Source organism: Lujinxingia vulgaris, from assembly GCF_007997005.1.
Lineage (GTDB): Bacteria > Myxococcota_A > Bradymonadia > Bradymonadales > Bradymonadaceae > Lujinxingia.
In genome coordinates this window covers 61,366-72,833 of record NZ_VOSL01000006.1, presented here as the reverse complement: position 1 = coordinate 72,833, position 11,468 = coordinate 61,366, and the positions used below count along the sequence as shown (strand labels likewise).

Sequence of the window (11,468 nt, the reverse complement as noted above, 5' to 3'; positions counted from 1 at the left end):
CGTACGCCCCCACAGGGGGCACCGCCACGGGGGACGTTTCACCCGAAACGACGTGACACACCATGACGAGGGGACGTGATGGGACTGAACTTTCGCTGGAACATCTTTGGGTTTAAAGCGCGCCGCGTGGTCAAAGTGCGTCGGGAGCTCGACGCGCTGCTCTCGCGCCGACAGGAGCGCGACGCGCTCGACGACGCCCCTGGCGCCGAGCCGGTGCTGGTGGCCTTCCCTCCCGGCGGCCGACCGCAGATCTATCATTTTGAGCGTGGGCACCGCGCGAGCCAGGCCGCCCGGATTCGCGCGACACAGGCCAACCTCTCGGGCCTCCCCACACCGGACTACGCCCCGCCCACGCTGGAGGATCTCGGAGCCGCCAGCGCGCTCGCCAGGCACCTGCACATGCACATCCGCACCGAATCAAAAACGAACTCAGAGGACGAGCAGCAGCAGGGTCGCCTGGCCGAGAATCATCCCGTCTAGCGCGCCACTGTAATAAAGCTCGCCGGGGGGGCGGCGCGCCGCGAAGCGGCGCTTGCCGTAGAGAAGCAAGCCGAGCGAAGCGAGGGCGGCGGCCGCCACCGCCACGCTCCCGATACCCGGGCCGACAAGCGCGCGTAGACTCGCGGAGACGACCACGGTCAACGCCGCGGCCTGCGCCAGCGCAAAACTTCCGCCCTCTCCCAGCCTCGTGGCGAGCGTGCGCAGCCCCCCGGCGCGATCGCTGCGCATATCGCGAACATCAAAGGGGAGCGTCAGCGCGTAGATAAAGAGCGCCCGCTCCAGCACAAGCCACGTCCACACGCCGGGCTCGATCGCTCCGCCCAGCTCCAGCGCCGGCAACCCGCAGGTCACCACCGCCCACACCAGCGCCGTCGCCGGTGTCTTCACATGCGGAAGATCCTTGAGTCGCGCGCTCTTCCAGAAGATCAAGGGCAGACTGTAGCCCACCGACACGACCCCTAACGGCACCAGCGCCATCAACGTCGGCAACCGCAACATCCAGGCCGACACCGCGCTCCCGACCGCGCCCAACCCGATCAACGCCGTCACCCCCCCGCGATGCCCGCTCAACCAGCTATGGCGCACACTCCCCGCCAGGCGATCTTCGCCACGGCCCCCGACCCAGCGATCCAGGCTGTACACCGCGAGCGTCGCCCAGAAGACCATCGACCCCAGCGCAACGATCTCCCCGGGTGACCCGCCGAAGAGGCGTGCGCTGACCAGCGTCAACACGCCCGCCCCGGCCGCGATCCAGATGTTCGAAAAGATCAGTGCGCTGACAATGCGCATCACAGACTCCTGCCTCAAACCACCGCTGCATTGCTTAGCAACTCCGACGCCCGAGCCATAGCGCAGCGCAGGCCATCACCCTACGTCAGGGCTCCCCTCGGAGCCACGCGGCGAATCGCCGCGCCCGTTGCCCCCCCCGGCCTCCTCTGCCACCATCGCAACCCTTCGCCACTCCTCCAACTTCCTGCCCGCGACCAACCCATGCACGTCTTCGACCCGCTCGCTCTCGACGAATCTTCCCGGCGAAAGCTCGCCAACGACCTCAACACGCTGCTGCTGCCCTACTTCCCGCAAGCCACCACCGAGGCCCTGCATCAGCAGTACTTTCACACAAACATCGAGCGCAGCCGCATCGCACTCCTCCAGGATGACGACCGACTGACCGGTTTTCAGATCGTCACCTCCTCACCGCTAACCCTGCCCGCCGGCGACTTCATGATCATCCGCAGTGTGGTCGCACGCGCCAGCGAACACAGCTCCCGCGGCTCCCGCGCCTTTGAACGCTTCGGCCCCACCGAGCTCGTCCGCCAGGCCCTGCGTGCCCACGCGTCCAACCGCCGCCCCTGGCTTGTGGGACAATCCGCCGGCCCGGTCACCTACATGCGCCTGGCGCGCTACTTCCCCACGATCCTCCCCCCGCCCGACCCACACGCCAGCGCCTCCACCGCACAACGCGCGATCTTCATCGACCTCCTGCGCGCCATCGACATGGCTCCCGAACACCCCGAGGCCTGGTCGATGCGCAATGGCCCCTTCTACCCCATCTCGCCAGACGAACGTGCCTCCTGGCTTGGGCGCCCCGAGCCAGCCGTGCACCGCTTCTTCCAGGAGTGCCCCGACGCCGGCACCGGCCAGGTTCTGCTCTTTGGCGTCGAGCTCACGCTGCCCACCCTGGCCGCGATCCTCCCCCGCCAGCTCCGACACCTGATGCGTCGCAAACCCGCCCCGGCCTGAACCCCCCCGATGTTTCGGGCATGAAAAAACCCGCGAAGCATTCGCTTCGCGGGTCTCTTAAGTCGGGGCGACAGGATTTGAACCTGCGACCCCTTGCACCCCATGCAAGTGCGCTACCAGGCTGCGCCACGCCCCGACATCCGACTCGTTGAAAGCCCCGTGCTGCAGGCCCTCGTTGAGTGGAGCGCTTAGATACCCATACCCCCGATTGGCGTCAACACCCTTTTTGAAAAACTTTCGCTTTTCGCCAAAAAGGCCCGCCTCCCAACCCTTGAACTTTCCCGATCGGCGATCCATCATGCGCTGCCCTCGTCGGCCCCGCGCCGACACGTGCCAGGGAGGCCGGGGCAGACGTCAACGTCGGGGCTTTGAGGGCCCGCGCAGCACTGAGGTGCGATCGTGAAGAAAATCGTCGCAATTGCGAACCAGAAAGGAGGCGTGGGAAAGACCACGACCTCAGTCAACCTGGCCGCCTGCCTGGCCGGGGAGTCCTGCCGGGTGCTCCTGATCGATCTCGATCCCCAGGGCAACGCCACCAGCGGTGTCGGCGTCGACCGCGATGAATGCGATACCTCCATCTACGACGCGCTCGTGGGCCTGCGCACCGTCGAGACGCTCATCCGCCCCACCCACACCGAGAACCTCGATCTGATCCCCAGCACCACCGATCTTGCCGGGGCCCAGATCGAGCTGGTCAGCGCCGATGACCGCGAGTTCCGACTTCGCCAGGCTCTGGAGAAGGTGCCCGACGACTACGACTTCGTGATCCTCGATTGCCCGCCCTCCTTAGGCCTGCTCACCCTCAACGCGCTGGCCGCCGCCAACACCGTGCTCGTGCCCATTCAGACCGAGTATTACGCGCTCGAGGGCCTCGGCCACCTGCTGCGCACCATCGAGCTCATCCACGAGCACCTCAACCCGGCGCTCACCATCGAAGGCATCCTTCTGACCATGTACGACTCGCGCACCAACTTAAGCGAGCAGGTCGCCACGGAAGTCTCCACCCATTTCGGCGAGCTCGTCTTCCAGACGGTCATCCCGCGTAACGTGCGCCTTGGTGAGGCGCCCTCCTTCGGGATGCCGATCAGCGAATACGACCGCAGCTCCCGCGGCGCGATCTCCTACCGCGACTTCGCCCGTGAATTCCTCAAGCGTAACGGGCACGGCGGCGTCAGCGCCTCCGCCTGATAAGGACCCCTTATGGCACCGACCGACGATCAGAAGCCGACGCGCAAAGCGCTCGGAAAAGGCCTGGGCGCGCTCATCCCCAAACAGGCCGAGAGCGCTGAGAAGCGCGAGTTTATTCGACTTCCCATCGCTCGCATCGACACCGCGCGCCCCCAGCCCCGCACCCACTTCGACGGCGACCGCATCGACGAGCTGGCCGAGAGCATCAAAGAGAGCGGGCTGATTCAGCCCCTGGTCGTGCGCGAGCGCCAGGGCCGCTACGAGCTCATCGCCGGTGAGCGCCGCCTGCGCGCCTGCAAACGTGCCGGCTTGAGCGAGGTGCCCGTCGTCATCAAAGACGTCACCGACTTTGAGGCCTACACCCTGGCGCTCATCGAGAACATCCAGCGCGAAGACCTCAACCCGGTCGAAGAAGCCCTGGCCTACCAGAAGCTCCTCGACGACTCGGGCTTAAGCCAGGCCGACCTGGCCAACCGCGTGGGCAAGTCCCGCAGCGCGTTGGCCAACTCGGTGCGCCTGCTCACCTTGAGCGAGTTTGTGCTCGACCTGGTCGCCAGTGGCGAGCTCAGCGCCGGCCACGCCCGCGCCATCATCACCCTCGACGAGGAGCCCGCCGAGCGCCTGGCCGCCCAGGTCGTCGCCGAGGGCTGGTCGGTGCGCGAGACCGAAGAGTACGTGCGCAACCTCAAAGAGCCCCCCGGCAAAAAAGCCGAGCCCAAACGCAACCGCTACCGCGACGACGCGCTGGTGCGCGACCTCACCGAGCGCCTCCAGCACAGCCTGGGCACCCGCGTCAAAGTCAAAGACCGCCAGGGCAAAGGCAAGATCGAGATCTTCTACGACGACGTGGAGATCCTGCAGTCGGTCCTCGACCGCATCATCGTCGACGATAAAGAGTCCCAGGGCTGATTTTTTCAAACCGCCCCGACGACAAAGAGCCCGGTGCCAACGCGCCGGGCTCTTTTTATGAAAGCCTCACAGCCAACTTCGGGCCGCATCACTCAACCGCAGCAGCCCTTTCGCCCACAGCGCGCCGCGACCTCCGGCTTAAAGAACGCCTCCAGAAACTCCGGCGAAAAATACTGCGCGGCGATCTCCGGCTCCACCTCCATGGCCTGACGCACCCAGTACTGCACGATATCCGCATCCGAGCGCGCAGCGGCCTCGGTGATGAGCCGCGTCGCCGTCTCCCGCTGATACGCTTTCCACAACTCCCCGATGGCGTGATCCCACAAGGTGGGCTGCTCCGCTGGCGAGGCCGACTCCACCGCAGCCAGCACCCCGGCGAGCTCGCCGGTGCGCATCGCGTGCGCCAGCGGCTTCTGCAGCCGCCCTGCCCCGAACTGCCAGAGCACCACGACCACCGCAGCGATCGCCGCCACAATCATCCACAGCGTCATTGTCATCGTCTCACCTTTGCTCTTAGTCGTCGTGTCTTCTGCTCAGACCGGCCGCACGCCGCTCTTTCGATAAGGGCGCTCCACGCGCTTCTCGCGCGCAAGCTCCAGCCCTGCCAGTAGATAGTCGCGCGTCTCCCGCGGATCAATCACCTCATCGACAAGCCCTCGCCCGGCCACCTTGTAGATGTCGATGTAGGGGCGAATCGCCTCGACCATCTGCGCCTTCACCTCCGCAGCATCCGGCGCGTTATCGAGCATCTTCCGAGCGAAGATCGACACCATCCCCTCCGGGCCCATCACGCTGATCTCGGCCGTGGGCCAGGCCACGATCAGATCCGGCTCATACGCCCGCCCGCACATTACATAATAGCCCGCACCGTAAGCCTTACGCACGATCACGGTCAGCTTGGGCACCGTCGCGCTGGCCACCTCAAAGAGCATCTTCGCCCCGTGGCGGATGATGCCGGCCTTCTCCACCTTGCTGCCAATGATGAAGCCCGGCACATCCTGAAAGAAGATCAGCGGGATGTTGAAGCTGTTGCACAGGTTGATAAATCGCGCGGCCTTATCGGCCGCGTCATTCTCCAGGATGCCCCCCAGGTATCTGGGGTTGTTGGCCACCACCCCCACCGGCTGCCCACCCAGACGCGCAAAGGCCGTGACGATGTTGCGGGCAAATTTGGGCTTCATCTCAAAGATCGACCCCTCATCGACCACCGCCGCCACGAGCTTTCGCATATCGTAGGCGCGCCGGCTCGACTCCGGCAGCACGTCGAGCAGCCCCTCACACAGCGCACCGCCGGGCTCGCGCGCCTCGTCCGACGCCGCCTCGGCAACCGGTGCGCGCTCTTCGCAATGCTGCGGCATGTAGCTCAGATAATCCTTGATGGCGTCGAGGCAATCCTCATCGCTCTTGTAAATCTGGTCGGCCACCCCCGATGCCTCATTATGCACGCGCGCCCCGCCCAGCGCCTGCTCGTCGATGTCTTCGCCCACCGCCGCCTTGACCAGCGGCGGGCCCCCCAGCGCCATAAAGCTCGTGCCATCGACCATCGGCACAAAGTCCGCAAGCCCCGGGATATACGCCGTGCCCGCAGCCCCCGGTCCCAGCATCGCGGCCACCTGGGGCACCACCCCGCTCATGATCACCTGCTCCCGAAAGAGATACCCGGTGTTGGCAAAGAGCGTGATCTGATCCCCGTCAATGCCCGAGCCCCCGTGCACCCTCGCCCCGGCCGAATCGATGAGCCAGATCATCGGCACGCGATTCTTCAGCGCGAACTCCCGGGCGCGCGTCACCTTCAGCTCCCCCACATCACCGATCGAGCCACCCAGCACGGTAAAGTCATAGGCCGCGCACACCGCCAACCTCCCGCGGATCTTGCCAAAGCCACACACCACCCCGTCGGCCGGTGTGCGCACCTTCTCCGGCGGTACGGGCTGGCTGTTGGAGTGAAAAAACGCGTGCTGCCCGAACTCCCGAAAACTCCCTTCATCGAAGAGGTAGGCGATCCTCTGACGCACATCGAGCTTTCCCCGCTCATGCTGGCGCGCCACGCGCTCAGCCCCGCCCATCTGCGCGACGTCAGCGCGGCGCTCACGCAGCTTTTCGACCAGCTCTCGCATGCGTTTGTTTTCTGACATCGCTCGCTCCCGGTGCTGACCCACACGCCTCGGCGTCGCCAGCTTCGCGTCTCTGATAGTCCACATGATCCCGTATCGTCCGCAGAATAGTGGCGCGGGACGATCGCATGCAACCCAAGCCCCTCATCGCCTCGTCCTCCCTTTGGGGGAATCCTCACCGCCCGACCGACGTTTGGGGCACATCGAAGCACACGCTTCGACCCACCCTGGCAGCATGCTTTTGACCCTGCGCTTCGATACCCCTCTCGCCACTGAGCCCGCTGATGGAACACCTGATCCCTGCCCGCCTTCGCCCCCTCCTTAACGATCTCGGCCTTCTGATCCTGCGTCTGTGGATTGGCGGCGCGATGCTCGTCGCCCACGGCATGCCCAAACTCCTTAGCTTTGGTGAGCGCTCGGCCTCCTTCCCCGACCCGCTGGGCCTCTCCAGCCCCGTGAGCCTGACCCTGGCAGTCGGCGCCGAAGTGGGCGCCTCCATCCTCCTGATGCTCGGCCTCGCCACGCGCATCGTCAGCGTGCCCCTGCTCTTCACGATGCTCATGGCCGCCTTCGTGATCCACGGCGACGATCCCTGGCAGAAAAAAGAGTTCGCGCTGATGTACGCCGTCCCCTACCTCACCTTCATGCTCACCGGCCCCGGGCGCTTCTCGCTCGACCACCTCATCGCCCGCAAAAAAGGCGACCTCGGCGCCTGATCCCCATCGCGATGTCGCCGCGCCCCTTGTGCCCGAGGCCCGCTCGCGCTCTACTTCCACGCACACAACCTGTGTGCTGTCGAAGTCTCAAGACGTGAGCGTACGCGATGCGAAAGATCAAACTTCACTGGTGGATCCTCCTCGGCATGGTCGCCGGCGTCGTCTGGGGCATGGCCCTGCACGGCGCCTACTACGAGACGCTGCTTGAGCAGGCGCGCCAGCAGGTGCTCGGCCAGGGCTACCGCCCCGACGACCTGATCGGCGCCACCCGCGAGATCAACACCGCGCTCCAGGGCCTGATGAACCAGACCCCGGCCGGCGCCGCCGCCGACGGTTTGGCCGAGCTCTTCCTGGCGCTCCTGCGCATGATCGTCATCCCCCTGGTCTTCGCCTCCCTGGTCTGCGGGGTGACCGGGATGCGCGACTTCGCGCGCCTGCGACGCATCGGCGCGCGCGCCGCCGGCTGGTACGTCACCACAAGCCTGCTCGCCATTGTGCTGGGCCTGATCCTCGTCAACCTCTTCAAGCCCGGCGTTGGCCTTGAGATGCCCATGGCCATTGGCGAGGTCGACATCCCCGCGCCCAGCGGCCCCTGGGAGATGCTCCTCTCGGTGGTGCCCACGAACGTGGTCGCCGCCGCGGCCAACTTCGATCTTCTGGGGCTGATCTTCTTTGCCATCCTCTTTGGCATCTTCGCCCTTCAGGTCGAGGAGCCCTTCCTGGAGACGATCGACGGCTTCTTTCAGGCCGTCTTCGCCGTGATGATGAAGATGACCCTCTTCGTCATCGCGCTCGCCCCGGTGGGCATCGCCGCGCTCATCGCGCGTCTGCTCGCCATCACCGGCCCCGAGGCGCTCACAAGCGTGGTCGGGTATGCGGGCACGGTCGCCGCCGCCCTCCTCTTACACGGCCTCCTCACCCTGCCGCTCCTCTTCTGGCTTCTCACCCGCCGCAACCCCTACCGGGTGCTCGGCGCGATGGGCGCCACCCTGCTCACCGCCTTCTCCACAGCCTCCTCCGCCGGCACCCTGGGTATGACGCTGGAGCAGCTCGAAGACAACGTCGGCGTCAAAAACGAAGTCGGCGGGTTCGTGCTCCCCCTGGGCGCGACCATCAATATGGACGGCACCGCCCTCTACGAATGCGTGGCGGTGCTCTTCATCGCCCAGGTCTACGCCAGCGCCAACCCCGACTTCGTGCTCACGTTTGGCACCCAGCTCACCATCGTCGTGCTGGCGCTTATGGTCAGCATCGGCGCCGCCGGCATCCCGCACGCAGGCCTGGTGATGATGGTCATCATTTTTGAGGCCGTGGGCCTGCCCCTGGAGCTCATCGCGCTTCTGTGGGCCATCGACCGCCCCCTCGACATGATGCGCACCATGATCAACGTCTGGAGCGACTCCATCGGTGCCACGGCCATCGCCCACTTCGAAGACGCCATCGACGAGAGCAAGCTCTTCGCCCCCGAGAGCGAAGACGGCTCCTTCGCCACCCCCTGACCCCATCAACCCACCACAATCCCCCAACCCAAAGGAACCCTATGTCCTGGGAAGACGCCTGGCGCGAGGGCCGCACCGGCTGGGACGCCGGCCAATCCTCACCCCTTCTTCAACACCTGGTAGAGCGCGGCGAGTTGAATGGCGAGCGCGCGCTCGTGCCGGGATGCGGCGCGGGATATGACGTGATCACGCTCGCCAGCGCCTTCAACGAGGCCCGCGGCCTGGATCTGGCGCCCACCGCCCGAGAGCGCTTCTTTGAGCTCCGCGACGCCGCCGGCCTCTCCGAAGAGCGCGCGCCTTACCAGGTGGGCGACTTCTTTGAAGACGATCTGCACGCCCCCTTCGATCTGGTGTGGGACTACACCTTCCTCTGCGCCATCGACCCCACCCTTCGCCCCCGCTGGGCCGAGCGCATGGCCGCCATCATCGCCCCCGGCGGCCTGCTCGCCACGTTGATCTTCCCGGTGCTTGAGGATGATCCGCAGCGCGAGAACGAGCGCATGGCCAACGGCCCGCCCTTCCCCCTTCGCCCCGCCGGCGTGGAGGCCCTGGTCGCCGCGCACTTTAAGACCCACCGGCTCGACGCCGTGCCCCCCGCCTTGAGCCATCCCGGCCGCGAAGGGATGGAGTGGATCGGCATCTTCGAGCGCGCGTAAGCGCGAGGTGCCCTAACCCTTTTCTAGCGACGCGCTACGCGGCCCCAGCACCACGCGATCCATCGCAAAGCTGCCATCCTCCTCGATGTGCAGAATCGCCGCGTAGCGCTCCGTATGAAAGCCCACCCGCCCCGCCGCCCCGGGGTTGATCCAGAGCGTCGGCCCCACCTTCCCCACCACCGGGATATGGCTGTGCCCCACCACCAGCACATCGGGGCGAAGCCTGGAGATGAGCTCCCGCGCCGCCGGCCGGGGGCGTTTGGGGGAGCCGGCAATATGCAGCGCGCTGATCTTCTTGCCGGCCACCATCACGCTGGCCTCCAGCGGGTAAAAACGCAGCTCGCCACCGTCGATATTGCCCCGCACCACGGTCACCGGCGCCACCTCCTCCAGACGATGCAACACCTCCTCCCGCCCGATATCGCCGGCGTGCACAATATGCGACACGTTTTTGAATACCTCGCAGACTTGTTCGTCCAGCCAGCCGTGCGTATCTGAGACCAGGCCCACGCTTGTTCGTCCCATCACACCCTCGTAAAGTCTCGTAAACCCTTGAAATGACTGCCCCGTCACGACGCGGCGTGTCTAAAAAATATCTTGCACCGCCCCGGTGAGGTGTGCACGATGGCGCCGTCTCACTCCCGAGAAAACCCGAACTTAGAGAGCTCGCGATTCGCGGGACGAGATGAGCGTCGACGTACCATGCAGAAGTTGAATCGTCACTGTAGCACCCTTTGAGCTGTAGGCCGGCACGGCTGCCGGCCGCTTTGGATGAACGCCGCTTTTGGCGTAACGACACGGAGCTGTACATGAAGATGAATACGCAACTGCGATGGATGTTCACCCTGGCCGCCGCCGGCGCCATGACCCTGACCCTGGTGCCGGAAGCCGACGCCGCGCGTCGCGCCAGCCTCGGCCAGAACCGTCTGATTCTCGACAAGAACGACGTCTACCTCTTCCCCCAGACCTCCACCGAGTACAACAACCTGCTCAGCCTGGAGTACGGCGGCGCGCAGAACGCCGGCTCGGGGCTGGCGCTCATCGGCAACGACGCGATGGTCTTCGGTCTGGGCATCTACCGCGGCGACCTCTTCACCGCGCAGGGCTACCCCTACAACCTGGGCCACCCCAACCTTGGCAACGTCGGCAACCCGCTGGCGCCGGTCAGCCCGCAGGCCCACACGATCTTCGATCTCTTTGCCGGCTTTGACATGGGCGCCGGCGCCGCCGGTGCGCGCCTCTCGCTGGGTAACGGCGGGCAGCGCAACGTCGATGGCGAAGACGTCGTCGACGCCCAGACCCACAACTTCGTGGGCCTGACCCTGGGTTACTCCATGATGGGTGACACCCGCGTGGACACCGGCCTGAACATTCAGTTCAACTCCGGCAACGAGATCAACGGCGGCGACGACGTCCTCGACGTCTCTCGCCTGGCCATCGGCGCCACCGCCCGCGCCTACATGCCCATGGCCGAGCGCACCAGCCTGGGCATCCTCGGTGACGTGACCTTCGAGAGCAACGGCGCCACCGGCCGCACCTTCGACGCCAACGGCGTGGAGACCTCCAGCACCGAAACCACCTCCAGCGCCTTTGGCATCATGGCCGGTGTCGGTCCGGTCTTTGAGCTCAAAGAAGCCACCACCCTGGCCGGTTACGCCCTGCTCGGCGTGGCCACCGAGGGCACCGACCCCGACACCGACACCGACTTCGACGGTCAGCGCATCACCACCTACCTGACCCCGGGCGTGCACGTCGCCGCCGACATCCAGCTTCTGGACTGGCTCTACTTCCGCACCGGCGCGCAGTACACCTACATCGGCGCGACGACCTCCAACGAGATCGACCCCGACGCCGGCAACAACGTGCGCGATACCACCACCGCCAACATCCGCACCAGCGACTTCGGCTGGCGCGCGGGCCTGGGCATCGAGCTGGGTGACTTCACCCTCGACGGCGCCTTCCAGGCGGGCTTCATCACCAACGGCCCCGACTTCCTCGGTGGCGCCGGCGGTGGCATGTTCACCTCGGTGGCCGCGGGTTACCGCTTCTAAGTGTTCGACGCAGGTCCCACGTCCTGACGTCTGACCTGCATTAAGCATCACGCCATAAAAATCCCCGGCCGCGAATGCGGCCGGGGATTTT

General features: G+C 65.8%; 12 protein-coding genes and 1 tRNA gene. 8 read left to right on the top strand and 5 right to left on the bottom strand.

Going from position 1 to position 11,468, the window contains the following annotated elements; all coding sequences use genetic code 11:
* Positions 1–78: 78 nt before the first annotated feature.
* On the top strand, positions 79–480 hold the full coding sequence (locus FRC96_RS01155) for a hypothetical protein (RefSeq protein ID WP_146972208.1): 402 nt from the start codon (positions 79–81) through the stop codon (positions 478–480).
* On the opposite strand, the gene FRC96_RS01150 is transcribed toward FRC96_RS01155, so the two are convergent.
* Complete coding sequence (locus tag FRC96_RS01150; protein ID WP_146972207.1) at positions 430–1,290, bottom strand: UbiA family prenyltransferase; 861 nt, start codon at positions 1,288–1,290, stop codon at positions 430–432. The genes FRC96_RS01155 and FRC96_RS01150 overlap by 51 nt on opposite strands.
* A 201-nt stretch (positions 1,291–1,491) precedes the next feature.
* On the opposite strand from FRC96_RS01150, the gene FRC96_RS01145 reads away from it, so the two are divergent.
* Entirely contained in the window at positions 1,492–2,244 is a 753-nt protein-coding gene (locus FRC96_RS01145; protein WP_146972206.1) for a hypothetical protein, read from the top strand.
* A gap of 62 nt (positions 2,245–2,306) precedes the next feature.
* Here the strand turns inward: FRC96_RS01145 and FRC96_RS01140 are convergent.
* A tRNA-Pro gene (locus tag FRC96_RS01140) sits at positions 2,307–2,380 on the bottom strand.
* Positions 2,381–2,643: 263 nt separating this feature from the next.
* Here FRC96_RS01140 and FRC96_RS01135 point away from each other — a divergent pair.
* Positions 2,644–3,432, top strand: coding sequence for a ParA family protein (locus FRC96_RS01135; protein WP_146972205.1), 789 nt, complete (start codon positions 2,644–2,646; stop codon positions 3,430–3,432).
* Between the two features lie 12 nt (positions 3,433–3,444).
* The gene (locus FRC96_RS01130) at positions 3,445–4,341 is read left to right on the top strand and encodes a ParB/RepB/Spo0J family partition protein (RefSeq protein ID WP_146972204.1); all 897 of its coding nucleotides are present in this window, start codon (positions 3,445–3,447) and stop codon (positions 4,339–4,341) included.
* Positions 4,342–4,433: 92 nt separating this feature from the next.
* On the opposite strand, the gene FRC96_RS01125 is transcribed toward FRC96_RS01130, so the two are convergent.
* Entirely contained in the window at positions 4,434–4,838 is a 405-nt protein-coding gene (locus tag FRC96_RS01125) for a hypothetical protein (RefSeq protein ID WP_146972203.1), read from the bottom strand.
* 36 nt (positions 4,839–4,874) lie between these two features.
* The gene (locus FRC96_RS01120) at positions 4,875–6,476 is read right to left on the bottom strand and encodes an acyl-CoA carboxylase subunit beta (protein WP_230469721.1); all 1,602 of its coding nucleotides are present in this window, start codon (positions 6,474–6,476) and stop codon (positions 4,875–4,877) included.
* Positions 6,477–6,739: 263 nt separating this feature from the next.
* On the opposite strand from FRC96_RS01120, the gene FRC96_RS01115 reads away from it, so the two are divergent.
* The 3 genes from FRC96_RS01115 to FRC96_RS01105 all read left to right on the top strand — a co-directional run bounded on the left by FRC96_RS01115 (position 6,740) and on the right by FRC96_RS01105 (position 9,326).
* Positions 6,740–7,171 carry a DoxX family protein gene (locus tag FRC96_RS01115; RefSeq protein ID WP_146972202.1) on the top strand — a complete coding sequence of 144 codons (432 nt, stop codon included), beginning with the start codon at positions 6,740–6,742 and terminating at the stop codon, positions 7,169–7,171.
* A 107-nt stretch (positions 7,172–7,278) separates the two neighbouring features.
* Positions 7,279–8,670 (top strand): dicarboxylate/amino acid:cation symporter, encoded by a 1,392-nt coding sequence (locus FRC96_RS01110; protein WP_146972201.1) that lies wholly within the window; start codon positions 7,279–7,281, stop codon positions 8,668–8,670.
* Between the two features lie 41 nt (positions 8,671–8,711).
* Positions 8,712–9,326, top strand: a complete 615-nt coding sequence (locus FRC96_RS01105) for a methyltransferase domain-containing protein (RefSeq protein ID WP_146972200.1) — start codon at positions 8,712–8,714, stop codon at positions 9,324–9,326.
* A 12-nt stretch (positions 9,327–9,338) separates the two neighbouring features.
* On the opposite strand, the gene FRC96_RS01100 is transcribed toward FRC96_RS01105, so the two are convergent.
* Positions 9,339–9,851, bottom strand: a complete 513-nt coding sequence (locus FRC96_RS01100; protein WP_146972199.1) for a metallophosphoesterase family protein — start codon at positions 9,849–9,851, stop codon at positions 9,339–9,341.
* A gap of 284 nt (positions 9,852–10,135) precedes the next feature.
* Here FRC96_RS01100 and FRC96_RS01095 point away from each other — a divergent pair, with 284 nt between their 5' ends.
* Positions 10,136–11,377, top strand: a complete 1,242-nt coding sequence (locus tag FRC96_RS01095) for a hypothetical protein (RefSeq protein WP_146972198.1) — start codon at positions 10,136–10,138, stop codon at positions 11,375–11,377.
* The last annotated feature ends 91 nt before the right edge of the window (positions 11,378–11,468 follow it).

Coding starts and splice junctions, on each gene's coding strand:
- FRC96_RS01150 (WP_146972207.1), bottom strand. CDS start 1,290: ATGCGCATTGTCAGCGCACTGATCTTTTCGAACATCTGGATCGCGGCC.
- FRC96_RS01115 (WP_146972202.1), top strand. CDS start 6,740: ATGGAACACCTGATCCCTGCCCGCCTTCGCCCCCTCCTTAACGATCTC.
- FRC96_RS01145 (WP_146972206.1), top strand. CDS start 1,492: ATGCACGTCTTCGACCCGCTCGCTCTCGACGAATCTTCCCGGCGAAAG.
- FRC96_RS01100 (WP_146972199.1), bottom strand. CDS start 9,851: ATGGGACGAACAAGCGTGGGCCTGGTCTCAGATACGCACGGCTGGCTG.
- FRC96_RS01120 (WP_230469721.1), bottom strand. CDS start 6,476: ATGTCAGAAAACAAACGCATGCGAGAGCTGGTCGAAAAGCTGCGTGAG.
- FRC96_RS01095 (WP_146972198.1), top strand. CDS start 10,136: ATGAAGATGAATACGCAACTGCGATGGATGTTCACCCTGGCCGCCGCC.
- FRC96_RS01125 (WP_146972203.1), bottom strand. CDS start 4,838: ATGACAATGACGCTGTGGATGATTGTGGCGGCGATCGCTGCGGTGGTC.
- FRC96_RS01155 (WP_146972208.1), top strand. CDS start 79: ATGGGACTGAACTTTCGCTGGAACATCTTTGGGTTTAAAGCGCGCCGC.
- FRC96_RS01110 (WP_146972201.1), top strand. CDS start 7,279: ATGCGAAAGATCAAACTTCACTGGTGGATCCTCCTCGGCATGGTCGCC.
- FRC96_RS01105 (WP_146972200.1), top strand. CDS start 8,712: ATGTCCTGGGAAGACGCCTGGCGCGAGGGCCGCACCGGCTGGGACGCC.
- FRC96_RS01130 (WP_146972204.1), top strand. CDS start 3,445: ATGGCACCGACCGACGATCAGAAGCCGACGCGCAAAGCGCTCGGAAAA.